The 23595-nt window shown below is 66.0% G+C and carries 21 protein-coding genes; 14 read left to right on the forward strand and 7 right to left on the reverse strand.

All coding sequences use genetic code 11. The features are described from left to right. Positions 1 to 7: 7 nt before the first annotated feature. Positions 8 to 1531 (reverse strand): MocR-like pyridoxine biosynthesis transcription factor PdxR, encoded by a 1524-nt coding sequence (gene pdxR, locus WS51_RS03030; protein WP_060022785.1) that lies wholly within the window; start codon positions 1529 to 1531, stop codon positions 8 to 10. A gap of 107 nt (positions 1532 to 1638) precedes the next feature. Here pdxR and WS51_RS03035 point away from each other — a divergent pair, with 107 nt between their 5' ends. The 5 genes from WS51_RS03035 (at position 1639) to WS51_RS03055 (ending at position 7757) form a co-directional block, all read left to right on the forward strand. Then, on the forward strand, positions 1639 to 2730 hold the full coding sequence (locus WS51_RS03035) for an ABC transporter ATP-binding protein (protein WP_059506357.1): 1092 nt from the start codon (positions 1639 to 1641) through the stop codon (positions 2728 to 2730). A gap of 78 nt (positions 2731 to 2808) precedes the next feature. Further along, positions 2809 to 3855, forward strand: coding sequence for an ABC transporter substrate-binding protein (locus WS51_RS03040; protein WP_069228572.1), 1047 nt, complete (start codon positions 2809 to 2811; stop codon positions 3853 to 3855). Between the two features lie 102 nt (positions 3856 to 3957). Next, a complete protein-coding gene (locus tag WS51_RS03045; protein WP_059450867.1) occupies positions 3958 to 5214 on the forward strand; it encodes an ABC transporter permease in 1257 nt (418 codons plus the stop codon). 37 nt (positions 5215 to 5251) lie between these two features. Further along, complete coding sequence (locus tag WS51_RS03050) at positions 5252 to 6088, forward strand: ABC transporter permease (RefSeq protein ID WP_069228573.1); 837 nt, start codon at positions 5252 to 5254, stop codon at positions 6086 to 6088. Positions 6089 to 6329: 241 nt separating this feature from the next. Further along, positions 6330 to 7757, forward strand: coding sequence for an MFS transporter (locus tag WS51_RS03055; protein WP_196483966.1), 1428 nt, complete (start codon positions 6330 to 6332; stop codon positions 7755 to 7757). A gap of 81 nt (positions 7758 to 7838) precedes the next feature. Here the strand turns inward: WS51_RS03055 and WS51_RS03060 are convergent, their stop codons facing one another. Next, the gene (locus tag WS51_RS03060; protein WP_059770711.1) at positions 7839 to 9578 is read right to left on the reverse strand and encodes a S53 family peptidase; all 1740 of its coding nucleotides are present in this window, start codon (positions 9576 to 9578) and stop codon (positions 7839 to 7841) included. Between the two features lie 700 nt (positions 9579 to 10278). Between WS51_RS03060 and WS51_RS03065 the strand changes: the two genes are divergently transcribed. The 3 genes from WS51_RS03065 to WS51_RS03075 are packed head-to-tail and all read left to right on the forward strand — an operon-like array spanning position 10279 to position 11461. After that, positions 10279 to 10602: an ArsR/SmtB family transcription factor gene (locus WS51_RS03065; protein WP_059543138.1), complete on the forward strand. Its 324-nt coding sequence runs from the start codon at positions 10279 to 10281 to the stop codon at positions 10600 to 10602. Beyond that, complete coding sequence (locus WS51_RS03070; RefSeq protein WP_069228574.1) at positions 10599 to 11030, forward strand: SRPBCC family protein; 432 nt, start codon at positions 10599 to 10601, stop codon at positions 11028 to 11030. The genes WS51_RS03065 and WS51_RS03070 overlap by 4 nt, the downstream gene beginning before the upstream one ends. Next, complete coding sequence (locus WS51_RS03075) at positions 11027 to 11461, forward strand: DUF1801 domain-containing protein (RefSeq protein WP_069228575.1); 435 nt, start codon at positions 11027 to 11029, stop codon at positions 11459 to 11461. The genes WS51_RS03070 and WS51_RS03075 overlap by 4 nt, the downstream gene beginning before the upstream one ends. A gap of 123 nt (positions 11462 to 11584) precedes the next feature. Here WS51_RS03075 and acnA read toward each other — a convergent pair whose 3' ends face one another. The 5 genes from acnA to WS51_RS03100 all read right to left on the reverse strand — a co-directional run bounded on the left by acnA (position 11585) and on the right by WS51_RS03100 (position 18738). Continuing rightward, positions 11585 to 14302 carry an aconitate hydratase AcnA gene (gene acnA / locus WS51_RS03080; protein ID WP_059543080.1) on the reverse strand — a complete coding sequence of 906 codons (2718 nt, stop codon included), beginning with the start codon at positions 14300 to 14302 and terminating at the stop codon, positions 11585 to 11587. A gap of 47 nt (positions 14303 to 14349) precedes the next feature. Next, positions 14350 to 15801 carry a bifunctional 2-methylcitrate dehydratase/aconitate hydratase gene (locus WS51_RS03085; protein ID WP_059543083.1) on the reverse strand — a complete coding sequence of 484 codons (1452 nt, stop codon included), beginning with the start codon at positions 15799 to 15801 and terminating at the stop codon, positions 14350 to 14352. Positions 15802 to 15829: 28 nt separating this feature from the next. Next, positions 15830 to 16339 carry a hypothetical protein gene (locus WS51_RS03090; protein WP_059506345.1) on the reverse strand — a complete coding sequence of 170 codons (510 nt, stop codon included), beginning with the start codon at positions 16337 to 16339 and terminating at the stop codon, positions 15830 to 15832. A gap of 223 nt (positions 16340 to 16562) precedes the next feature. Continuing rightward, entirely contained in the window at positions 16563 to 17567 is a 1005-nt protein-coding gene (locus tag WS51_RS03095; RefSeq protein ID WP_069228576.1) for an HpcH/HpaI aldolase/citrate lyase family protein, read from the reverse strand. A 184-nt stretch (positions 17568 to 17751) separates the two neighbouring features. Next, positions 17752 to 18738, reverse strand: a complete 987-nt coding sequence (locus WS51_RS03100) for a malate dehydrogenase (protein ID WP_006487742.1) — start codon at positions 18736 to 18738, stop codon at positions 17752 to 17754. A 288-nt stretch (positions 18739 to 19026) separates the two neighbouring features. Between WS51_RS03100 and WS51_RS03105 the strand changes: the two genes are divergently transcribed. From WS51_RS03105 to WS51_RS03130, 6 genes are all read left to right on the forward strand, one after another. After that, positions 19027 to 19851 carry a GntR family transcriptional regulator gene (locus WS51_RS03105; RefSeq protein WP_059450787.1) on the forward strand — a complete coding sequence of 275 codons (825 nt, stop codon included), beginning with the start codon at positions 19027 to 19029 and terminating at the stop codon, positions 19849 to 19851. A 171-nt stretch (positions 19852 to 20022) separates the two neighbouring features. Further along, the gene (gene sdhC, locus WS51_RS03110; protein WP_059450788.1) at positions 20023 to 20439 is read left to right on the forward strand and encodes a succinate dehydrogenase, cytochrome b556 subunit; all 417 of its coding nucleotides are present in this window, start codon (positions 20023 to 20025) and stop codon (positions 20437 to 20439) included. 4 nt (positions 20440 to 20443) lie between these two features. Continuing rightward, positions 20444 to 20812: a succinate dehydrogenase, hydrophobic membrane anchor protein gene (gene sdhD, locus WS51_RS03115; RefSeq protein ID WP_006399546.1), complete on the forward strand. Its 369-nt coding sequence runs from the start codon at positions 20444 to 20446 to the stop codon at positions 20810 to 20812. Positions 20813 to 20815: 3 nt separating this feature from the next. Further along, positions 20816 to 22591 carry a succinate dehydrogenase flavoprotein subunit gene (gene sdhA, locus WS51_RS03120; protein ID WP_059450789.1) on the forward strand — a complete coding sequence of 592 codons (1776 nt, stop codon included), beginning with the start codon at positions 20816 to 20818 and terminating at the stop codon, positions 22589 to 22591. Positions 22592 to 22612: 21 nt separating this feature from the next. Further along, entirely contained in the window at positions 22613 to 23314 is a 702-nt protein-coding gene (locus tag WS51_RS03125; RefSeq protein ID WP_011658352.1) for a succinate dehydrogenase iron-sulfur subunit, read from the forward strand. Positions 23315 to 23322: 8 nt separating this feature from the next. Then, entirely contained in the window at positions 23323 to 23595 is a 273-nt protein-coding gene (locus tag WS51_RS03130) for an FAD assembly factor SdhE (RefSeq protein WP_059450790.1), read from the forward strand.

A 23595-nucleotide genomic window follows, 5' to 3' on the forward strand; every position in this document is an offset into this window, starting at 1 on the left:
CGCGCGCTCACGCCGCGCGCGTGAAGTGCCGCGGCAGATGCTGTTCGATGGTGGCCGCGAGCGTGTCGAACGCGGGGCCGATGCTTTCGTGCGCGACGCATGCATAGCCAAGCAACAGCCCGCGCCGCGCGGTGTCCTGGCTGCTGTAGTAGCTGGTCAGCGGACGCACGATCACACCCGCGTCGAACGCACTTTGCGTGACCGCGCGGTCGTCGCACGTATCCGGCAGGCCGAGCACCAGGTGCAGGCCGGCCTCGTCGCCCATCACGGGCAGCGCGTCGCCGAAGCGCGCATGGATCGCATCGATCAGCAACTGCCGGCGCTCGCCGTACAGCGTGCGCATCCGTCTGACGTGCGAAGTCAGGTGCCCGTCCATGATGAATTCCGCGAGCACGGCCTGTTGCATCAGCTGGCCCTCGCGATACAGCTCCGACAACCCCGTGCGGAACGTGTCGACCAGATGCTCGGGGACGACCATGTAACCCATTCGCAGGCCCGGGAACAGCATCTTGCCGAGGCTGCCGACGTAGATCACGCGGCCGCCGTCGTCGAGGCCCTGCAGCGATGCAAGCGGGCGGCTGCCGTAGCGGAATTCGCTGTCGTAGTCGTCCTCGATGATCCAGCAGCGGTGCTGGCGCGCATACTCGAGCAGCATCCGGCGCCGCGCAAGGCTCATCACCATCCCGAGCGGATACTGGTGCGACGGCGTGACGAGCACGAGCCGCGGCGGATGCTGCATGTCGGACGCGCTCGGATCGATGCCTTCCTGGTCGACCGGCACCGGCGTGAGCGCGAGGCCGGTCGCCTGCAGCACGCTGCGCACGCCCCAGTAGCACGGTTCCTCGACCCACGCACGATCGCCGATGTCGGACAGCAGCCGCACGGCGAGGTCGATCGACTGGTGGATGCCGGTCGTGATGATCACCTGGTCCGGCGAGCATTTGACCGAGCGCGCGACGCGCAGGTAGTCGGCGAGCGCGCGGCGCAGCGGCCGGTAGCCGCCGCCCGGCGCATAGGTCAGCAATTCGGGATTCGCTTCCTTCCACAGGCGCGCCTGCAGGCGGCTCCACGTGCGGCTCGGGAATTCCGACACGTCCGGCACGCCCGGCATGAACGCGCCCCACTGACGCCGCGATACGCCCGCATGTTCGATCAGCTGCCGGCCGCGCATCGACAGGCCGCCTTGTGCATCCTGCTGCGCCGCCGCATCGCTGTCGGACGGCGGCGGCGCAGCGGCCGGAACGCGGATCGCGGCCGCGTCCGGGCGCGTGTCGGCCACGTAGGTGCCGCTGCCGGTCGTTGTCAGCACGTAGCCTTCCGCCGTCAGCTGGTCGTACACGTGCAGCACGGTATTGCGTGCGATCGACAGGTCTGCCGCGAGCGTGCGCGAACTCGGCAGCTTCGTCCCTGGCCCTAATTCCCCGGTGAGAATCGCCTGCTGCATCAGTTGCAGCAGCTGCCGGTACATCGGCTCGGACGAGCTGCGGTCGAGCCGGGCGGAGAGCCAGTCGGCCAGGATCACGGTATCCAAAGTGGTCCTACTTGGAATATTGAAATGGTTCCCTATTGTAGAACCGTGCCCGCCGTATAGTGGGTCCATCTCAAAAACATTTGTCGCGCAGCAAGGGGACAGCCACGATGAAGTCCGATGATGTGATCGTCAGCTTTCGCGGCGTGCGGAAGACCTACGACGGCGAGACGCTGGTCGTCAAATCGCTTGACCTCGACATCCACCGAGGGGAATTCCTGACGCTGCTCGGGCCGTCCGGCTCGGGCAAGACCACCTGCCTGATGATGCTGGCGGGCTTCGAGTTCCCGACGGGCGGCGAGATCCGCCTCGACGGCGAACTGCTGAATACCGTGCCGCCGCACAAGCGCAACATCGGCATGGTGTTCCAGAACTACGCGCTGTTTCCGCACCTGACGGTCGAGCAGAACGTCGCGTATCCGCTGTCGGTGCGCAAGCTGCCGGCGGCGGAACGTGCGGAGCGCGTCGCGCATGCGTTGAAGATGGTGCAGATGGAGCGTTTCGCAAAACGCTATCCGGCGCAGTTGTCGGGCGGCCAGCAGCAGCGCATCGCGCTCGCGCGGGCGCTCGTGTTCGAGCCGAAGCTCGTGCTGATGGACGAGCCGCTCGGCGCGCTCGACAAGCAGTTGCGCGAACACATGCAGTACGAACTGAAGGCGCTGCACGAGAAGCTCGGCGTGACCTTTGTCTACGTGACCCACGACCAGGGCGAGGCGCTCACGATGTCCGATCGCGTTGCCGTGTTCGACAAGGGCATCGTGCAGCAGCTCGACACCGTCGACCGCCTGTACGAATCGCCGTGCAACGAATTCGTCGCGAACTTCATCGGCGACAGCAACCGGCTGCGCGGCACCATCGCGCGCATCGACGGCGAATTCTGCGAATTCCGGCTCGACGACGGCACGCAGCTCGTCGGTCGCCGTATCGGCGACGCGGCCGAGGGCGCGCCGGCCGTCGCGTGTATCCGGCCCGAACGCATGAGCCTCGCGAACGGGCACGCGAACGGCACGGCCAACCGCGTGACCGGCGAGGCGCGCAGTCTCATCTATTTCGGCGATCACGTGCGCATGCGCTGCGCGCTGCCGGGCCAGGACGAATGCTTCGTGAAGGTGCCGCTCGGCACGGGCGCGCTCGACGCGTTCTCGCCCGGCGCGCCGGTATCGCTCGCATTCGCGCCCGAGCATTTGCGCGTATTCGCCTGACGCAGGTTTTTCCCGTTTTATCGCAGCACGTCGTCAACAACAACTGCCCACTTCCACCACGAGAGGAGAGGAACCACCATGAACGGAGCAAGCACTACCGCGCGTCGCACCGCGCTCGCACTCGCGCTCGCCGTCGTCGGCGCATCGGCCACGGCGGCCGAACTCACGGTCGTCAACTTCGGCGGCGCGAACGGCGACGCGCAGAAGGCCGCATTCAACCAGCCGTTCGAAAAGACCACCGGCAACAAGGTCACGGCCGTCGAATACAACGGCGAGCAGGCGAAGGTGAAGGCGATGGTCGAGGCGAGGCACGTCAACTGGGACGTGGTCGAAGTCGAATCGGGCGACCTGAACCGCGGCTGCGACGAAGGGCTGTACGAGAAGCTCGACTGGTCGAAGATCGCGAAGAGGTCCGACCTGATTCCGGAAGCGCCGCAGGTGTGCGGCGTCGGCTTCTTCGTGTGGTCGACCGCGCTGTCGTACAACGCGGACAAGCTGAAGACCGCGCCGACCGGCTGGGCCGACTTCTGGAACGTGAAGAAATTCCCCGGCAAGCGCGGCATGCGCAAGGGCGCGCGCTACAACCTCGAGTTCGCGCTGATGGCCGACGGCGTCGCGCCGAAGGACGTCTACAAGGTGCTCGGCACGAAGGCCGGCCAGGATCGCGCGTTCAAGAAGCTCGACGAGCTCAAGCCGTACATCCAGTGGTGGGAAGCGGGCGCGCAGCCGCCGCAGTTCCTCGTGGCCGGCGACGTCGTGATGTCGACCGCGTACAACGGCCGTATCGACGCCGCGCAGAAGGAAGGCAAGAACCTGAAGGTCGTGTGGAACGGCAGCATCTACGACCTCGACTACTGGGCGATTCCGAAGGGCTCGCCGAACAAGGCGCTGGCCGAGCAATACATCGCGTACACGCTGACGCCGAAGCCGCAGCAAGGATATGCGCAGCACATCGCGTATGGCCCGACGAACATCGCGGCGATCAAGTCGCTCGACGCGAAGACGCTCGCGAACCTGCCGAACTCGCCGGCCAACGGCAAGAACGCGGTGCTGGAGGACATCGGCTTCTGGACCGACCACAGCGACGAGCTCGAGCAGCGCTTCGCCGCATGGGCGACGAAGTAAACGCTACTCAGGTGTCCTGATGCAACCTGCCGCGCGGCGCATCGACTGCGTCGCGCGGCATTCCGCCGGATCGAGCCCGGCCGGAGAGAACCGTTGAACACGATGACGATCGCTCCTTCCTCGCCGTCGACAGCCGCGCTCAAGCGCGAGCTGAAGGCCGCCGAGGCCCGCAAGCGCACGATGGCGTTGCTGCTGATCGCGCCGCTCGCGATCTTCCTGCTGCTCATCTTCGTCGTGCCGATCGGCACGCTGCTCACGCGCGCGGTGCAGAACCCCGAGATCGCAACGGCGCTGCCGAACACGGTCGCCGCGCTGTCGGGCTGGGACCGCAAGGCGCCGCCGGCCGATGCCGCGTACGTCGCGCTCGCGGCGGACATGACGAAGGTGGCCGACAGCGAGGCGATGGGCGCGCTCGCGCGGCGCCTGAACACCGAGATTCCCGGCTATCGCTCGCTCGTCGCGAAGACGGCGCGCGCGATGCCGCTGAAAGGCGACAACGACGCCGCGCTCACGCCCGCGCAAACGCGCGCGAAACTGATCGACCTCGACTCGCGCTGGGGCGACGTTGCGTACTGGCAGTCGATCGCGAAGAACGGCAGCCAGGTGTCGCCGTTCTACCTGCTCGCCGCGCTCGACCACAAGCAGGATGGCTTCGGCCGGATCGTGCAGGCCGATCCCGATCAATCGATCTATCTCGCGATCTTCGGCCGCACGTTCGTGATCGGCGTCGCGGTCACGCTGTTCGCGCTGCTGCTCGGCTATCCGCTCGCTTACTGGATCTCGACGCTGTCGGAGCGCCGCGCGAACCTCGTGATGATCCTCGTGCTGATTCCGTTCTGGACCTCGGTGCTGGTGCGTGTCGCCGCGTGGATCGTGCTGCTGCAGAGCGAAGGGCTCGTGAACAAGGCGCTGATCGGCAGCGGGCTGATCTCGCATCCGCTGACGCTGCTGTTCAACCGCGTCGGCGTGTACATCTCGATGACGCACATCCTGCTGCCGTTCATGATCCTGCCGCTCTACAGCGTGATGAAGTCGATCCCGCCGACGTACCAGCGCGCGGCCGTGTCGCTCGGCAGCCACCCGTTCGCCGCGTTCTGGCGCGTGTACGTGCCGCAGACCTATCCGGGCGTCGGCGCCGGCGCGCTGCTCGTGTTCATCCTCGCGATCGGCTACTACATCACGCCCGCGCTGCTCGGCGGGCCGAACGACCAGATGGTCAGCTACTACGTCGCGTACTTCACGAACGTGACGATCAACTGGGGCATGGCGTGCGCGCTCGGCGGGTTGCTGCTCGCGGCGACGCTGGTGCTCTATGCGGTGTACGGGCGCTTCACGCGCACCAACGTGAGCCTCGGCTGAGCGCCGCGCACAACGAAACGGGAAGGGGATGCCCACCATGAAACTCGCCAGGCCGCTGTTCGCGCCGCACATGTCGTTCGTCGAGCGCGCGTGGTACGTCGCGCTGCGCGTGCTCGTCGTGCTGACGCTGCTGTATCTGATCCTGCCGGTGCTTGCGATCGTGCCGCTGTCGTTTTCGTCGAGCACGTTCCTCGTCTATCCGATCCCGGGCTTCTCGACGCGCTGGTACGAGAACCTGATCGCATCGGACGAGTGGCGGATGGCCGCGAAGAACAGCTTCATCGTCGCGCCGTCGGCGACCGTCGTCGCGACCGTGCTCGGCACGCTCGCCGCGATCGGCCTCACGAAGGCTAATTTCCGCGGCAAGGGCCTCCTGATGGCCGTGCTGCTGTCGCCGATGATCGTGCCCGTCGTCGTGGTCGGCGTCGGCATGTACCTGTTCTTCGCACCGCTCGGGCTCGCGAATACCTACACCGGGCTGATTGCCGCGCACGCGGCGCTCGGCGTGCCGTTCGTCGTGACGACGGTCGCAGCGACGTTGCAGGGCTTCAACCAGAACCTGGTGCGCGCGAGCCTGTCGCTGGGCGCGAATCCCGTCACGACGTTCTTCCGCGTGACGCTGCCGGTGATTGCGCCGGGCGTGATGTCCGGCGCGCTGTTCGCGTTCGCGACGTCGTTCGACGAAGTGGTCGTCACGCTGTTCCTCGCGGGCGCGGACCAGACGACGCTGCCGCGCCAGATGTTTACGGGCATTCGCGAGAACATCAGCCCGACGATCGCCGCGCTCGCGACGATCCTGATCATCTTCTCGACGAGCCTGCTGCTCGCGCTCGAATGGCTGCGCGGACGCAACGCGCGACGCGCGGTGTCGTGACGGCCGCCATCGCGGCGCCCGGCATGCGCTCGATCGTTGCGATCTCAACGATGGCGCGCACCGGGCGCAGCACACCAAAGCTTTCGTTTCGCTGACGAACGAAGCGGCTGCCTGCACGCTCGATGAGGCTCTGCAACAATACGGCTCGCGGCGACGCGCGTTCCGTTCCTGCAGGATGGGCGCCCGGTGCCGCGCCGCTCAATCCGCGACGCCGTGCGTCGCTCGTCAGCCGAACCTCATCTTGTCAGAATTCGCATCTCCCGCCGGCACCCGCGAGCCGGTCGTCAACTGGCGCGCGATGTCCGCCGTGCTGCTCGCCGTCGCGCTCGCGACGCTCGATACGGCAATCGCGAACACCGCGCTGCCCGCGATCGCCACCGACCTGCACGCGTCGCCGGCCGCGTCGGTGTGGATCATCAATGCCTACCAGCTCGCGATGGTCGCGACGCTGCTGCCGTTCGCGTCGCTCGGCGACATCGTCGGGCACAAGCGCGTGTATGTCGCCGGCCTCGCGGTATTCACGCTCGCGTCGCTCGGCTGCGCGCTCGCGGCGACGCTGCCGCAGCTGACGGCGGCGCGGATCGTGCAGGGCTTCGGCGCGAGCGCGATCATGAGCGTGAACATCGCGCTCATCCGCAACCTGTTTCCCGCGCACCGGCTCGGGCGCGGCGTCGGCTTCAACGCGCTCGTCGTCGGCGTGTCGTTTGCGGTCGGGCCGACGATCGCGTCGCTGATCCTGTCGGTGGCCGCGTGGCCGTGGCTGTTCGCGGTGAACGTGCCGCTCGGCATGCTCGCGCTTGCCGTCGCGATTCCGTCGCTGCCGCAGACGGCGCGCGGCAAGCATGCGTTCGATCCGCTCGCCGCGCTGTTCAACGTGATCACCTTCGCGTCGCTGATCTTCGCGCTCGGCGAATTCGCGCAGCGCGGGCCGCTGTCCATCGTGTTCACGGCTGCCGCCGTCGCCTTCGCGTTCGGGGCGCTGCTGATCCGTCGCCAGGCCGGGCACCCGGCGCCGATGCTGCCGGTCGATCTGTTCCGCCGCCCCGTGTTTACGCTGTCCGCACTGACCGCCGTGTGCGCGTTTGCCGCGCAGGGGCTCGCGTTCGTATCGCTGCCGTTCTATTTCGAAACCGTGCTGCATCGCGACGCGGTGGAGACCGGCTTCCTGATGACGCCGTGGTCGGCGATCGTCGCGCTTGCCGCGCCGATCGCGGGCCGGCTGTCCGATCGTTATCCTCCGGGATTGCTCGGTGCGATCGGGCTCGCACTGCTGAGTGCGGGGATGGTGTCGCTCGCCGCGTTGCCGGCCGCGCCGAACGTCATCGACATCGGCTGGCGGATGATGCTGTGCGGCGCGGGCTTCGGCTTCTTCCAGTCGCCTAACCTGAAGGCGTTGATGTCGAGCGCGCCGCCCGAGCGTAGCGGCGGCGCGAGCGGCATCATCGCGACCGCGCGGTTGATCGGGCAGGCGACCGGCGCGGCGCTCGTCGCGCTGTCGTTCGGGATCGCCGGACGTCACGGGCCGACGCTCGCGCTAATGCTCGGCGCGGGCTTTGCGGGCGCCGCGAGCGTCGCGAGCGGGCTGCGGCTCTTCGCGCCGTCGCATCGGGCCGGCGTGCCGGTCGCGTCGGCAGCCGCTGCGCCGACGAAGGAGCAGGCGACGCAATAGCGTTGCGCGGCGCCCGCTGCCCGCGAATTTCCCCGCCGGCACGCAGCGAACGAGCGCCGCGCGCCGGCGTTCGCATCACGCTCAGAAGCCGCCCGTCTGGATCAGCTTGTTGAGGTTCGCGATATTCAGGCTGCCGAAGCCGGTCGTCAGATCCCAGCCGGTGCCTGCCTTGTAGCCATACCCCTGATAGCCGTTGTTCCCCGACACGACGTCATAGCGCACGAGCGACGGGTTCGACGGAATGTCCGCATAGAACTTGCCGGCCGGGAAACCGAGACCCGTGCCGTTCGCCGCGAGCAGACGCGCCCAGAAGCCGGTGAAGATCGGCGCGGCGAGGCTCGTGCCGCCGATCTGCTGCAACTGGCCGTAGTTGTAGATGTATGCGCCCGTGCTTTGCGCGGCGTCGAACGACACGTCGGGCAACTGGCGATTGCTGCCCGATTGCCATGCCGGTGCCGGCAGGATCGTGCTGACGCCGCCGCCCGTCGCCCACAGCTTGCCGTTCCCGTCGAGACCTTCGTTCCACACCGTTTCGTTCGAGAATGCGCCCGCCGACGTGGTATACAGGGTCGTGCCGCCGATCGCGAGCACGTGCGGCGACGCGGCCGGCCACGATACCGTGTAGTTCGCGCCGTCCGGATAGCCGCGGTTGTTGCATTCGTACACGCCTTCGTCGCCCGACGATACCGAGAACGTCTGGCCTTGCGCTGCGGCTGTCGTGAAGATCTGTTCCTCGGCGTCGAGCGTGCCGTCCGCGTTCGCGTCGGTCTCGCACCAGCCGAGCGACACGTTGATCACCTTCGCGGTGTTGTCCGATACCGCGCGGTTGAATGCCTGCGTGAGCCCCGTGTTGCCCGCCGCGTTCAGGTCCGCCATGTAGAACACCAGCTTGCCGACCTGACCGCCGGCCGAGCCGACGATCGACTGGCTGTCGAGATCCCATTCGCCTTGGCCGTCCTGGTCGTCGCTGTAGCTGCCGCTCGTGCCGGTGCCGTTGGTCTTCACGGTCTGGGTCGTGACCGTGCCGTAACCGTTGCTCGACGTGAACTGCTTCAGGTCCTGAAGCGTTTGCGACACGCCGCCGATCGTGATGATGCCGACGGTCACGCCGGCCGCGGTCGGCACGCCGGTCGCGTTGTAGAGGCCCGGGAATTCCTTCGGATAGTGGCCGGTGGCCGTGCCGGCCGCGAGTGCCTGCGGCTTCGCGACGTTGCCGATGCGCAGCATCGGCCGTGCGCGCGCGACGTTCTGCAGCCCGAGCACCGAGCCGACGACGTCGCCGAGCGCGCGCGGCACCTGCGCGGTCGACGCGTTCGCGAAGCCCGAGCGGCCTGCGTACTGGAAGTGCACGAGCGACGTGTTGAACGCGGTCTTCACCGTGCCGGCCGTGCCGCGCGCGGACACCAGCAGCCGGTTCGGCGCCACTTCGATGTTCACGAAGCCGCTCTTGCGCAGATAGTCGACGACGGATTTCACCTGGGCATCGGTCGGTGCGTAGTTGGCGAGAAACTGCTCGTGTGTCAGGTACTGGCGGTAATGCGCATTGCCGGGCCGGTTCACGTCGTGCGCCAGTTGCTTGAGTTGCGCGGCATTGCGCAGCTTCAGGCTGACGACGATGTCGGTCGTCTCGCCGGCCGCGAGTTCGAGCGATGGCGCCGCGCTGCGCGCCATCAATTGCGGGCCGGTGAGAAAGGCCTTCGTGTGGGTGTCGACCCAGTCCGTCGTCGCATGTGCCGCGCCGGCGGCGAACACGAGCGGCCACGCGCATGCGAGGCGGCGGGGCGACGGAAGGGGGAGGGCAAGCCAGGCGTTTCTTTTCATCGGGAGTCCTTTTTAGGAGAGACGACGTTGCTGGAGCCCCCGGCCCTTGTGAGGCCGCGAGCGGTGACGAGCGTAGGGCGTCGGTGCCGTTCAGGTAGCTGCCAGTTTCCATAGCTGTCAGTTCTGACATCGGCGCGTTCGCGCGCATGCGCGGCGTCGTGCGCGCATGCGCCGTGGGTGTCGGCAAACGGAACCGGTTCGCGACGCGATCGCGCTGCGGTCAACGACGCTTGCACGCACGACTCGTTCGTTGCGGGATCGGAATGCGCGTGATCGCGGAGCGAATCGCCGCGAACGCGCATCGCGTGCGATCGGACCTCGGCGCGTCGCGCGTCGCACTATGTGGTCAAGCGCGGCCGCGGCGCCCACGCGACGCCGCCGCAACGCGCGGATGCACGAAAACGGGGCCGGTCGATCACGAGCGTTTCCCGAACTGTGGAACAGCGCATTGCCGAGTCTTGCAGCGTGCTTTCGGTTAGCCGATGCGCCGGGCGGATTAGAGGAAACACTCGAATGCCGACGACGGTGTGCCGACGTGATGCGTCCGAGGTCCACCGCCGAGTGCTGCGTTGTCGTTCGACGCGCGCCGCCGAACGAGCGCGCGGCGGGAGCGAAAGACGCCGCCCGCGAAATTTCGCCTTGACGCGGACCGATCGACTGCTATCCTTCGATTCATAACCGATGAGTTATGAATTTGGACATGCAGACCGCACACGACATGCTTTTCAGGACGCTTGCCGATCCCACGCGCCGCGCGCTCTTCGAACGCCTGTGTGCGGACGGCGAGCTGACGGTCGCCGCGCTGACGGCCCGCGCGGGCGTCTCGCAGCCGGCCGTCTCGAAGCATCTCGGTGTCCTGAAGCAGGCCGGGCTGGTGACCGACCGTCATGAAGGCCGGCAGACGCACTACAGCGCACAGCCGCAGGCGCTGACTCCGTTGATCGACTGGACCAGCCAGATGGCCGGCTTCTGGCAGAACCGGTTCGACGCTCTCGAAGATCTGCTCAAAAGGATGGATCAATGAACCAGTCCAATGCCGAAACGCGTACCGTCGTCGTCGAACGCGAACTGTCGCATCCGCCGGAGAAGATCTGGCGTGCGCTCACGCAACCGCACCTGATCGAGGCGTGGCTGATGCAGAGCGACTTCGAGCCCGTCGCGGGGCGCGCGTTCAGCTTCCGCGCGGACTGGGGTTCGGTCGACTGCAAAGTGCTGACGATCGAGCCGCAGCGCGTGCTTTCCTATACATGGGCTGCGTACGATCTCGAAAGCGTCGTCACTTGGACGCTCACGCCGACGCCGCGCGGCACGCTGCTGCGCATGGAGCAGGCCGGTTTCCGCGCGGATCAGGAACAGGCATATCGCGGGGCTCAGCACGGGTGGGTGCGGTTCTTCGAGTCGCTCGAACAGGTGCTGGCGCGTCCCGATGAAGAATCGGAGGCCGGGGCATGAGCGCATCTGACCTCGCACCGTCGGCCCGCATCGACGCGCTGATCGCGGGCATCGCCGACTGGCGCGGCAAGACGTTCGCTGCGCTGCGCGAGACGATCCTCGCCGCCGAAGACGGCATCGTCGAGGAATGGAAATGGATGGGCAGCCCGGTGTGGTCGTGCGACGGGATGATCGCCGTCGCGAACGCACACAAGGGCAAGGTGAAGCTCACGTTCATGCACGGTGCGCACCTGCCCGATCCTGACGGGCTGTTCAACGCAGGCCTCGACGGCAATGCGCGCCGCGCGATCGATTTCCTCGAAGGCGACACGCTCGACAAGCGAGCGCTGAAGCGTCTCGTTCGCGCGGCGATCGACTACAACCGTGCGCACCTGAAGAAGAACGTGCGCACGCGCGCGGGGGCCAAGGCAAGCGGCGACAAGGCCGCATGACGGACCGGCGGCATCGCGCTTGCGCCGCCGCGCGCGCATAAAAAAAGCCCGACACGAGGCCGGGCTTCCAAATCGGCCGCAACCGCCCGCGAGGCGGCTGCGGCACCTGCAAAAGCAGGGCGCTTACGCTGCGAGCAGCGAGCGCAGCACGAACGGCAGGATCCCGCCGTGCTTGTAGTAGTCGACTTCGATCGGCGTATCGATGCGCAGCAGCACCGGCACGCGGGTCGTTTCGCCGTTCTTGCGGTGGATCACCAGCGTGACGTCCTGCTGCGGCTTGAAGTCGTCGCCGAGGCCTTCGATGTCGTAGGTCTCCTCGCCGGTGATGCCGAGCGACTGGACGCTGTCCGCGCCCTTGAATTGCAGCGGCAGCACGCCCATGCCGACCAGGTTCGAGCGGTGGATCCGCTCGAAGCTGCGCGCGATCACGGCCTTCACGCCGAGCAGTTGCGTGCCCTTCGCGGCCCAGTCGCGCGACGAGCCCGTGCCGTACTCTTCGCCCGCGAACACGACGGTCGGCGTGCCGGCGTCGACATACTTCATCGCCGCATCGTAGATCGACAGCTGTTCGCCGCTCGGCTGATGAATCGTCAGGCCGCCTTCGACACGCGTGCCGTCTGCCTTCGCCGGGATCATCAGGTTCTTGATCCGCACGTTCGCGAACGTGCCTCGCATCATCACGTCGTGGTTGCCGCGGCGCGAGCCGTAGCTGTTGAAGTCGGCCTTCTGCACGCCGTTTTCTTTCAGCCACTTGCCTGCCGGCGAGTCTTCCTTGATCGAGCCTGCCGGGCTGATGTGGTCGGTCGTGACCGAGTCACCGAAGATGCCCAGTGCGCGCGCGCCCTTGACCGTCGGGATCGAAGCGGCCGGCTCCATCGAGAAGTCGTTGCCGAAGAACGGCGGCTCGGCGATGTAGGTCGACTTCGGCCAGTCGTAGACCTGGCCCGTTTCGCCCTCGATCTTGCTCCAGAGGTCGCCCTTCTTGGTCAGCTTCGAGTAGTTGTCCTCGAACTTCTTCGGATCGAGCGCGAACTTGAGCAGCGCGTGGATTTCCTCGCTGGTCGGCCAGATGTCGCCGAGGTAGATGTCGTAGCCGTCCTTGCCCTTGCCGACCGGCTCGGTCATCAGGTCGCGCGTGATGTTGCCGGCGATCGCGTAGGCGACGACCAGCGGCGGCGAGGCGAGGAAGTTCGCGCGGATGTTCGGGTGAATGCGCGCTTCGAAGTTGCGGTTGCCCGACAGCACCGCGGCCGCGACGATGTCGTTCTTCGTGATCGCTTCGTTCAGCTCCGGCGTCAGGTCGCCCGCGTTGCCGATACAGGTCGTGCAGCCGTAGGCGGCCACTTCGAAACCGAGTTTTGCGAGGTAGGGCAGCAGGCCCGTCTTCGTCAGGTATTCGGTGACGATGCGCGATCCCGGCGCGAGCGACGTCTTGATGTGCGGCGCGACGGTCAGGCCGGCTTCGACGGCCTTCTTCGCGAGCAGGCCGGCGGCCAGCAGCACGCTCGGGTTCGACGTGTTCGTGCACGACGTGATCGCGGCGATCAGCACGTCGCCGTTCTTCACGTCGACGCCATTGCTCGTCGTGTACTGCGCGTTCAGGTCTTCCGCCTTCTTCGCGAAGCCGTTTTCCGCGACCGGCTTCGAGAACAGCTCGGTGAACGTCGACTTCACGTTGCCGATCTCGATGCGATCCTGCGGGCGCTTCGGGCCGGCCAGCGACGGCGCGACCGTTGCGAGATCGAGCGTCACCGTCTTCGTGTAGTCGATGTCGCCGGCCTTCGGAATGCCGAACAGATTCTGTGCCTTGAAGTAGTTCTCGAACGCGGCGATTTCCGCCTTCGTGCGGCCCGTGCCTTCGAAGTATTCGATGGTCTTTTCGTCGACCGGGAAGAAGCCCATCGTCGCGCCGTATTCCGGCGCCATGTTGCCGATCGTTGCGCGATCCGGCAGCGACAGCGACTTCGTGCCTTCGCCGAAGAACTCGACGAACTTGCCGACGACCTTCTCCTTGCGCAGCATTTCGGTGATCGTGAGCACCAGGTCGGTGGCCGTCACGCCTTCGCGCAGCTTGCCCTTCAGCTCGACGCCGACGACGTCCGGCGTCAGGAAGTACACCGGCTGGCCGAGCATGCCGGCTTCCGCCTCGATGCCGCCCACGCCCCAGCCGACCACGCCGATGCCGTTGATCATCGTCGTGTGGCTGTCCGTGCCGACGAGCGTGTCCGGGTAGTACACGGTGTCGTCGCCATCCGCCTTCTTGTGGACGCCGCGCGCGAGATACTCGAGGTTCACCTGGTGGACAATGCCGACGCCCGGCGGCACGACCTTGAACGTGTCGAACGCCTGCATGCCCCACTTCATGAACTGATAGCGCTCGTTGTTGCGCTGGAATTCCAGCTTCATGTTCAGGTCGAGCGCGTCCTTCTGGCGGAAGTAGTCGATCTGGACCGAGTGGTCGACGACGAGATCCACCGGCACCAGCGGCTCGATCTTCTTCGGGTTCTTGCCCGAGCGCTCCGCGACACCACGCATGGCCGCGATGTCGGCGAGCAGCGGCACGCCCGTGAAGTCCTGCAGCACGACGCGCGACACCACGAACGGAATCTCGTCGACACGCTTCGCGGTCGGCTTCCAGTTCGCGAGCTGCTCGATGTGTTCCTCGGTGATCTTCTTGCCGTCGTAGTTGCGCAGCACGGACTCGAGCACGATACGGATCGACACCGGAAGGCGTTCGATCTTCGTCTTCAGTTCCTTGCCGAGCTGCGGCAGCGAGTAGAACTTGCCTTTGCCGGAACCGCTGTCGAATTCCTTGAGGGTCTTGTGGAGATTGTGGGCCATGGTGATTTTCCTGGGTTTAAGGCTAGGAAACAAACAGTGCTGTACGGCTATATCACATACAAGTCGACGTACTCATCGACCGGCATCGCTTCGAGCTTTGCCTGGTCCAGCGACACGTCGAGAATCGCTTGTTGCTGCTTTGCCGGGAAGCGGCGGGCGAGGTTGGTCCTGAACTTCTCGACCAGCAGCGGGATGCCCTCCGCACGGCGACGCCGATGGCCGATCGGGTATTCGACCGCCACTTCGGCGAGTTTCGACCCGTCCGCGAATTCGATCGTCAGCGCGTTCGCGATCGATCGTCTGGCCGGGTCATGGTAATCCTTCGTGAACTGCGGATCCTCGACGCACACGGTCTTCGCGCGCAGTGCGTCGATGCGCGGATCGGCGGCGACCGCGTCTTCGTAATCGGCCGCGCTCAGCCGGCCGAACAGCAGCGGCACGGCCACCATGTACTGGATGCAGTGGTCGCGGTCGGCCGGATTGGCGAGCGGCCCCTGCTTGTCGATGATGCGGATCGCGGCCGCGTGCGTGCGAATCGTGATCCGGCTGATCTCGTCGGTCGTGCGGCCCGCCGCGGCCAGTTGCGCGTGCAGCTGCAGCGCGGCTTCGGCGGCCGTCTGCGCGTGAAATTCCGCGGGGAACGCGATCTTGAACAGCACGTTCTCCATCACGTACGTGCCGTACGGGCGCTGGAAGCGGAACGGCTGGCCGTCGAACAGCACATCGTAGAAGCCCCAGGTTTTCGCGGTGAGCGCCGACGGGTAGCCCATTTCACCCGTTTTCGCGATCAGCGCGAGGCGCACCGCGCGGGAGGTCGCGTCGCCGGCCGCCCACGACTTGCGCGAGCCGGTGTTCGGCGCGTGGCGGTACGTGCGCAGCGCGTGGCCGTCGACGAATGCGTTGGATACCGCGTTGATCAGCTCGTCGCGCGTGAGGCCGAGCAGGCGGCCGACGACGGCCGTCGACGCGACCTTGACGAGCAGCACGTGGTCGAGGCCGACCGCGTTGAACGAATTCTCGAGCGCGAGGCAGCCCTGGATCTCGTGCGCCTGGATCATCGCGACGAGCACGTCGCGCATGGCAAGCGGCCGTCTGCCGGCCGCGACGGCCGTGCGGGACAGCCAGTCGGCCGTCGCCAGGATGCCGCCGAGGTTGTCGGACGGATGGCCCCATTCGGCGGCGAGCCAGGTATCGTTGAAGTCCAGCCAGCGGATCGTCGCGCCGATGTCGAAAGCGGCCTTGACCGGATCGAGCTGGAAGGACGTGCCGGGCACCTTCGCGCCGTTCGGCACGATCGTGCCGGGCACGACCGGGCCGAGCAGCTTGGTGCAGGCAGGGTAGGACAGCGCCTCGAGTCCGCATCCGAGCGTGTCGATCAGGCAATGACGCGCCGTCTCCAGCGCGAGCGCGCTGTCGATTCCGGTGTTCAGCACGTAGTCGACGATATCGACGAGTACCGTATCCGGAGCGGGGCGGACGTTGGAGACCGAGGCGGACATCGAGGGCCCTGGGAGCGTGAAGACGCGCTTAGTTCGTTGCCGGCTTCAGCTCGTTCGATTGCGTCGGAGCCGGCGTGCCTTGCGCCATTTCCGGCGTCACGCATTCGTCGGCGAGACGCTCGCCGCCGTTGGCGTCGCTGAACAGCATCGCCTTGCTCGGGATCACGACCAGCTTGAAGCCAGCGGCCGGATCGTAGAACGTGTCGGCGCCCGTCGTCGTGGCCTGACGCGGCAGCTTGTAGTTCTTCTTCGCCCAGTGAACCGTGACGACCTGGTCACGCTTCATGTCGCCGGCCAGGTCGAACGACAGGCCGTCCTTGCACGACCACTTGACCGCGCCGTCCGGCACCGGATCGACCTTGGCCGCTGCGCGCGCCTGCGCCTTCTTGCTGCGCGGGATGATGCGCTTGGCCGGCGCCGGGCGCTTGGCCGCCTTCTTCGCGGTCGTTGCCGTACCCTGGGCGAACGCGCTCGGAGCCGACACCAGCATCGTGGCGGACAACGCGCCGATGGCGGTAGCGATCAGGAGTTTCTTCATGGAGTCAGAACCTTTCGATAATCAGTTGACAAGGGCCGGCGGCAAACACCGTCGGCCGGTTTGAAACTGCACGCGCCCCGGAAGCGCGCAGCGGCCGCTATTTTCACCTATTTGGCCGCGCATATTTCAGGTTTTCGGGCTCCGTTACGTTTTTTGTCGTTTCGCAAACCTGTCTCGGGTTCACGCTCCGGTGATTCGATGAAATGCGTGTGTCGGCGCGCGCTCACCGCGCGTCTCCGGCGGCCGGGCCGAACAGCGGCGCGGCCTCGGCCGGCACCGGCTGGCCGGTCGCCCGTGCACGACGCAGCACCGACCAGTAATAGCGGTAGCTCGCGCGGTCGTGCAGTGTATCGCCGTGGCGCGTCGGGCCCCAGTCGGCGGCCTGCGCGGCCAGCAGGATCTCGGCGGCGAGCGCGACTTCGTCGGTGCGCGGCGCGAATGCGTCGACGATCGGGCGAATCTGCGCGGGATGAATGCTCCACATCCGCGTGAACGCGAACTCGTCGCGCGCGCGGCGTGCGTCGCCGGCGACGACGGCCATGTCGCGCACTTCCGTCGTCACGTTGTGCGACGGCGTCTTGCCGTGCGCGTGGCAGGCCGCCGCGATTTCCAGCTTCGCGCGGCGCACGAGCGGGTGGTCGAACTGGCCGGGCGAGCGCATCGCCGCATCGGGAATCGCGCCGTGATGCGCGGACACGAAGTCCATCAGCCCGAAGCTGAGCGTGCCGACCAGCGGCAGCGCGGCGAGCGCTGCCGCCTGCGCGAGCGCGCCGTGCGTCTCGACCAGCACGTCGACCGGGATCGGCTGCGCGAGGCGGAGCTCGCGGCGCGTGCCTTCGATGAACGCGATCATTTCGGCCGCGTCGGCGGCGTTGGCGATTTTCGGGAGCGTGACGTAGGCCGGTGCGCGCGCGGCGCGCAGCACGATGCGCACGTCGTCGCGCCAGTGGGGATGGGAAAAGTCGTGGATGCGGACGCCGACCCGCCCGAAGCGGTTTTCGGCGCTGCCGAGGATGTCGGCGACGAGCTGCGCGTGCGCGGCTTCCTGGCCGACGGCCGCGCCGTCCTCGCAGTCGAGCGTGATGTCGAACACGGGGCCGAGTTCGGCCTGGAGCGCGAGCGACTTGCGCATCAGCTTCTCGCTGCCCGCGTAGTGATCGCAGCATGGCAGGATCGCGGGCGGGGACGCCCCGTCGTACAGCACTTGTGCAGGAGTGAGCGCGGACATCTCTTCTACGTCAAGGAAGCGGGCAACGTGGAGAAAATCGGATTCGGGCGCATTCTGGGCCGGCGCGCGCGGCGCGTCGAGCGGCAAAACGTGCCCGGATCGGATCGGGCGGCGGGGCCGGCTGCAGGCCCGCCGCCCATGCCGTGACCGGACCGCCCGGAGGCGGCCTGGCCATGCAGCCTGCTTAGTTCTTCAGCAGGTGAGCGACGCCGTCGCGCTCTTCGAGCAGTTCGGCCAGCGTGCCGTCCATCTTCTCGCGCGAGAATGCGTCGATCTCGAGGCCTTCGACGCGCTTGTACTCGCCGTTTTCGCACGTGACGGGCACGCCGTAGATGATGTCTTCGGGGATGCCGTACGAGCCGTCCGACGGGATGCCCATCGTGACCCACTTGCCGTTCGTGCCGAGCACCCAGTCACGCACGTGGTCGATCGCCGCGTTCGCTGCCGACGCTGCCGACGACAGGCCGCGCGCTTCGATGATCGCCGCGCCGCGCTTGCCGACGGTCGGGATGAACGTGTCGCGGTTCCACACGTCGTCGTTGATCAGCTTCAGCAGCGACTCGCCTTCGGCGGTCGCGAAGCGGAAGTCGGGGTACATCGTCGGCGAGTGGTTGCCCCACACGGCGAGCTTCTCGATCGATGCAACCGGCTTGCCCGACTTCGCCGCGAGCTGCGACAGCGCGCGGTTGTGGTCGAGGCGCAGCATCGCCGTGAAGTTCTTCTTCGGCAGATCCGGTGCCGACTTCATCGCGATGTACGCGTTGGTGTTCGCCGGGTTGCCGACGACCAGCACCTTCACGTCGCGGCTCGCGACTTCGTTCAGCGCGGCGCCCTGGACCGTGAAGATCTCGGCGTTCGCCGACAGCAGGTCCTTGCGCTCCATGCCCTTCGAGCGCGGACGTGCACCGACCAGCAGCGCGACGTCTGCATCCTTGAATGCAACCTTCGGATCGTCGGTGATCACGACGCCCGCGAGCAGCGGGAACGCGCAATCGTCGAGTTCCATCACGACGCCTTTGACGGCGGCTTGGGCTTGCGGGAGGTCGAGCAGTTGCAGGATGACCGGCTGGTCCTTGCCGAGCAAGTCGCCGTTCGCGATGCGGAACAGCAGGGAGTAAGCGATTTGACCTGCGGCGCCGGTGACGGCAACGCGCTTTGCGGGCTTAGCCATTGAAAATCTCCAGGACGGGTGAAGCGGTGGACGCTAGGCAAAACGCCATTCTATGCGCGTTACGCGAAGCGTTGCATTGAAGCAGGGCGGAGGACTCGCGAAAGGCAGACGCGGTGAACCTGGAGACGGCCGTGGCACGTAGCCGGGGACGCGTTTTGCACCCGCGAACCCTTGCTCGCCCCGGAGTGTAGGAGCCGGCGGGCCCAAAGTCAAACGGTATCATATGTCTTATATAAGACAGATGTTTTGCGGAATTTGAGTGGACGGAAAAGCGCGGTTTGTGATGAAATGCGCGCCATGACATCGAACCAGGCGAACAACGCGAATCCGACCGGCGCAGGCGGCCCAGGCCAGCCGGGCGCGGCCGATTCCGTGCCGGCGCCTGCCGCGTCGCCGTCGCCCACCTTCAGTCCGTTATACCAGCAGATCAAGTCATTGATCACGCAAAGCCTGGAATCCGGCGAGTGGAAGCCGGGCGAGATCATTCCGAGCGAAGTGGAGCTCGCGGCCCGTTACAAGGTCAGCCAGGGCACCGTTCGCAAGGCGATCGACGAACTGGCCGCCGAAAACCTCGTGGTCCGGCGCCAGGGCAAGGGCACTTTTGTTGCAACGCACAACGAAGATCGCGCGCAGTTCCGCTTTTTGCGGCTGCTTGCCGACGACGGTGCCGAGCACCCGCACGTGAGCCGCCTGCTCGAATGCCGGCGCCTGCGTGCGCCGGCCGAGATCGCGCGGCAGCTCGACCTGAAGCCGGCCGACCCGGTCGTGCAAGTGCGCCGGCTGCTGGAGTTCGAGAACGAAGCGACGGTGCTCGACGAGATCTGGCTGCCGGGCGCGATGTTCCGCGGGCTCACGTTCGAGCGGCTGAGCGAGTACAAGGGCCCGCTCTACGCGATGTTCGAGACGGAGTTCGGCACGCGGATGATCCGCGCGACGGAGAAGATCCGCGCGGTGGCGGCGGAGCCGGCGGTGGCCGACCTGCTGCACGTGCCGGCGGGTTTCCCTTTGCTGTCGGTCGAGCGCGTGTCCTATACATACGGAGACCGGCCGGTGGAAGTGCGGCGCGGATGGTATGTCACGACCGGGTATTACTATCACAATGACCTGAGCTGACGACGTATCGGCACAGGCATGCGTGCATGCGCGTTTCCCACGCTCGCGTAGCACGTTTCGGGCCGCCTTTATTCCCGTTCGCGTAATGATCCAGAGCAGACTTTCGCTGCAGCGCGATATAAAAAGGCGCTAAAATCGCGGATTAGTGTGACAACATAGTAGGGGTCTAGCATGACTGACGCAGTAAGAAAGCCGAGGCCGGAATACCGGAACATCGGAATCGGCGACATCACGTTGAAATATCGCATGCCCCTGGCGGCGATATTGTCGATTCTCCATCGTATCAGCGGCGCGCTGCTGTTCCTGTTCCTGCCGTTCCTGCTGTTCCTCTTCGATCAGAGCCTCACCTCCGAGCTCAGCTTCGAAGTCTTCAAGGCTTTCCTCTCCAACATCGTCGTCAAGCTGATCGTCCTCGCGTTGTCCTGGGCGTTCCTCCACCATTTCTGCGCCGGCATTCGCCACCTGCTGATGGACGTCAACCACGACGCCGTCTCGAAGGAAGGCGGCAAGCGGACGGCCGTCGTCGTCTTCGTCGTCTCGATCGCGCTGACGATCGCCATGGCACTCAAACTGTTCGGAGCATTCTAAGAAAATGGCAGCCAACAACCGAATCGGCTCGAAGCGCCTCGTCGTCGGCGCTCACTACGGCCTGCGCGACTGGCTCGCGCAGCGCGTCACCGCCACGATCATGGCGGTCTACACGGTCATTCTGCTCGTGCTGTTCTTCGGCGCGCATGACTTCTCGTACGAAGGCTGGGCATCGATCTTCTCCGCGCAATGGATGAAGCTCGCGACCTTCGTGACGCTGCTCTCCCTCTTCTACCACGCATGGGTCGGCGTGCGAGACATCTGGATGGACTACGTGAAGCCCGTCGGTGTGCGCCTGCTGCTGCAATCGCTGACCATCGTCTGGCTGCTCGCATGTGCGGGCTACGCCGCGCAGATTCTCTGGAGAGTGTAAAGAATGGCTGCAATCAAAACTTCCCTGCCGCGCCGCAAGTTCGACGTGGTGATCGTCGGCGCGGGCGGCTCGGGCTTGCGCGCAGCGCTGCAACTGTCGCGCGCGGGCCTGTCGGTCGGCGTGCTGTCGAAGGTGTTCCCGACCCGTTCGCACACGGTGGCCGCACAAGGCGGCATCGGCGCGTCGCTCGGCAACATGAGCGAAGACAACTGGCACTTCCACTTCTACGACACGATCAAGGGTTCCGACTGGCTCGGCGACCAGGACGCGATCGAGTTCATGTGCCGCGAAGCACCGAACGTCGTGTACGAACTGGAACACTTCGGCATGCCGTTCGACCGTAACGCGGACGGCACGATCTACCAGCGTCCGTTCGGCGGCCACACCGCGAACTACGGCGAGAAGCCCGTCCAGCGCGCTTGCGCGGCCGCCGACCGTACCGGTCACGCGCTGCTGCACACGCTGTACCAGCAGAACGTCGAAGCGAAGACGCAGTTCTTCGTCGAATGGATGGCGCTCGACCTGATCCGCGACGCGGACGGCGACGTGCTCGGCGTGACGGCCCTCGAGATGGAGACGGGCGACGTCTACATCATGGAAGGCAAGACGACGCTGTTCGCGACGGGCGGTGCCGGCCGGATCTTCGCGGCATCGACCAACGCGTTCATCAACACCGGCGACGGCCTCGGCATGGCCGCGCGCTCGGGCATCGCGCTGCAGGACATGGAGTTCTGGCAGTTCCACCCGACCGGCGTGGCCGGCGCGGGCGTGCTGATCACCGAAGGCGTGCGTGGCGAAGGCGGCATCCTGCGCAACTCGAACGGCGAGCGCTTCATGGAGCGCTATGCACCGACGCTGAAGGACCTGGCGCCGCGTGACTTCGTGTCGCGTTCGATGGACCAGGAAATCAAGGAAGGCCGCGGCGTCGGTCCGAACAAGGATCACGTGCTGCTCGACCTGTCGCACATCGGCGCCGAGACGATCATGAAGCGTCTGCCGTCGATCCGCGAAATCGCGCTGAAGTTCGCGAACGTCGACTGCATCAAGGAGCCGATCCCGGTCGTCCCGACGATCCACTACCAGATGGGCGGCATCCCGACCAACATCCACGGTCAGGTCGTCGGCACGTCGCGCGACCACAAGGAACCAGTCAACGGCTTCTACGCAGTGGGCGAGTGCTCGTGCGTGTCCGTGCACGGCGCGAACCGCCTCGGCACGAACTCGCTGCTGGACCTCGTGGTGTTCGGCCGTGCGGCCGGCAACCACATCGTCGAGCACGTGAAGAACCAGAAGGAACACAAGCCGCTGCCGGCCGATGCGGGCGAGTTCTCGCTGGCGCGCCTGAACAAGCTCGACAAGTCGACGTCGGGCGAGTACACGCAGGACGTCGCGAACGACATCCGCGCGACGATGCAGAAGCATGCAGGCGTGTTCCGCACGTCGGCGCTGCTGAAGGAAGGCGTCGACCAGATGGCCGGCCTGAAGGCGCGCGTGGAAAACATCCACCTGAAGGACAAGTCGAAGGTGTTCAACACCGCGCGCGTCGAAGCGCTCGAGCTGGAGAACCTGATCGAAGTCGCCCGCGCGACGATGGTGTCGGCGGAAGCGCGCAAGGAAAGCCGCGGCGCGCACGCGCACAGCGATTACGAACACCGCGACGACGACAACTGGCTGCGCCACACGCTGTGGTACAGCGAAGGCGATCGCCTCGACTACAAGCCGGTTCAAATGAAGCCGCTGACGGTCGACTCCGTGCCGCCGAAGCCGCGCACGTTCTAAGCCGAGTCAAAGGAATCCGAAATGGCAAAACGCATTTTTGAAGTCTACCGCTACGATCCGGACAAGGACGCGGCGCCGCGCATGCAGACGTACGAGCTCGAGATCCAGCATGAGCGCATGCTGCTCGACGCACTGGTCAAGCTGAAGGCCGTGGACGAGACGCTGTCGTTCCGCCGCTCGTGCCGTGAAGGCGTGTGCGGTTCCGACGCGATGAACATCAACGGCAAGAACGGTCTCGCGTGCCTGACGAACCTGAACGACCTGCCGCAGAAGATCGTGCTGCGTCCGCTGCCGGGCCTGCCCGTCGTGCGCGACCTGATCGTCGACATGACGCACTTCTTCAACCAGTATCACTCGATCAAGCCGTACCTGATCAACGACGCGCCGCCGCCGGAGAAGGAACGTCTCCAGTCGCCGGAAGAGCGCGACGAGCTCGACGGCGTGTACGAGTGCATTCTGTGCGCGAGCTGCTCGACGTCGTGCCCGAGCTTCTGGTGGAACCCGGACAAGTTCGTCGGCCCGGCCGGCCTGCTGCAGGCTTACCGCTTCATCGCGGATAGCCGCGACACCGCCACCGGCGAGCGTCTCGACAACCTGGAAGACCCGTACCGTCTGTTCCGTTGCCACACGATCATGAACTGCGTCGACGTTTGCCCGAAGGGCCTGAACCCGACGAAGGCGATCGGCAAGATCAAGGAACTGATGGTCCGTCGCGCGGTTTAAAGTTCGTGATGAGCGACGATTCGCATCAATCCGACCCGCACCGTCGCGCGCGCCTTCGCTGGCGCGCGCGGCGGGGTCTGCTGGAGAACGACATCGTATTCGAGCGTTTCTTCAGCAGATACGAGCATGACCTCACCGATGCAGACGTAGGCGCGTTGTCGCGCCTGCTCGATCTGAGCGACAACGACCTGATGGACTTGCTCCTCGCGCGCAAGGAACCAGAGGGCGACCTAGACAGCCCGGACGTTCACCGGCTGTTGGAGATGCTGCGCAACGTGTAA

This window comes from Burkholderia territorii (assembly GCF_001718335.1).
In the GTDB taxonomy this organism is placed as follows: Bacteria; Pseudomonadota; Gammaproteobacteria; order Burkholderiales; family Burkholderiaceae; genus Burkholderia; species Burkholderia territorii.

Excerpts from the sequence above, each read along its gene's own strand:
- WS51_RS03070 (WP_069228574.1), top strand. The coding sequence starts at position 10,599 with ATGAACCAGTCCAATGCCGAAACGCGTACCGTCGTCGTCGAACGCGAA.
- WS51_RS03060 (WP_059770711.1), bottom strand. The coding sequence starts at position 9,578 with ATGAAAAGAAACGCCTGGCTTGCCCTCCCCCTTCCGTCGCCCCGCCGC.
- acnA (WP_059543080.1), bottom strand. The coding sequence starts at position 14,302 with ATGGCCCACAATCTCCACAAGACCCTCAAGGAATTCGACAGCGGTTCC.
- WS51_RS03075 (WP_069228575.1), top strand. The coding sequence starts at position 11,027 with ATGAGCGCATCTGACCTCGCACCGTCGGCCCGCATCGACGCGCTGATC.
- WS51_RS03125 (WP_011658352.1), top strand. The coding sequence starts at position 22,613 with ATGGCAAAACGCATTTTTGAAGTCTACCGCTACGATCCGGACAAGGAC.
- sdhD (WP_006399546.1), top strand. The coding sequence starts at position 20,444 with ATGGCAGCCAACAACCGAATCGGCTCGAAGCGCCTCGTCGTCGGCGCT.
- WS51_RS03100 (WP_006487742.1), bottom strand. The coding sequence starts at position 18,738 with ATGGCTAAGCCCGCAAAGCGCGTTGCCGTCACCGGCGCCGCAGGTCAA.
- WS51_RS03035 (WP_059506357.1), top strand. The coding sequence starts at position 1,639 with ATGAAGTCCGATGATGTGATCGTCAGCTTTCGCGGCGTGCGGAAGACC.
- sdhA (WP_059450789.1), top strand. The coding sequence starts at position 20,816 with ATGGCTGCAATCAAAACTTCCCTGCCGCGCCGCAAGTTCGACGTGGTG.
- sdhC (WP_059450788.1), top strand. The coding sequence starts at position 20,023 with ATGACTGACGCAGTAAGAAAGCCGAGGCCGGAATACCGGAACATCGGA.
- WS51_RS03065 (WP_059543138.1), top strand. The coding sequence starts at position 10,279 with ATGCAGACCGCACACGACATGCTTTTCAGGACGCTTGCCGATCCCACG.
- WS51_RS03090 (WP_059506345.1), bottom strand. The coding sequence starts at position 16,339 with ATGAAGAAACTCCTGATCGCTACCGCCATCGGCGCGTTGTCCGCCACG.
- WS51_RS03105 (WP_059450787.1), top strand. The coding sequence starts at position 19,027 with ATGCGCGCCATGACATCGAACCAGGCGAACAACGCGAATCCGACCGGC.
- WS51_RS03095 (WP_069228576.1), bottom strand. The coding sequence starts at position 17,567 with ATGTCCGCGCTCACTCCTGCACAAGTGCTGTACGACGGGGCGTCCCCG.
- WS51_RS03045 (WP_059450867.1), top strand. The coding sequence starts at position 3,958 with ATGACGATCGCTCCTTCCTCGCCGTCGACAGCCGCGCTCAAGCGCGAG.
- WS51_RS03130 (WP_059450790.1), top strand. The coding sequence starts at position 23,323 with ATGAGCGACGATTCGCATCAATCCGACCCGCACCGTCGCGCGCGCCTT.
- WS51_RS03085 (WP_059543083.1), bottom strand. The coding sequence starts at position 15,801 with ATGTCCGCCTCGGTCTCCAACGTCCGCCCCGCTCCGGATACGGTACTC.
- WS51_RS03050 (WP_069228573.1), top strand. The coding sequence starts at position 5,252 with ATGAAACTCGCCAGGCCGCTGTTCGCGCCGCACATGTCGTTCGTCGAG.
- WS51_RS03040 (WP_069228572.1), top strand. The coding sequence starts at position 2,809 with ATGAACGGAGCAAGCACTACCGCGCGTCGCACCGCGCTCGCACTCGCG.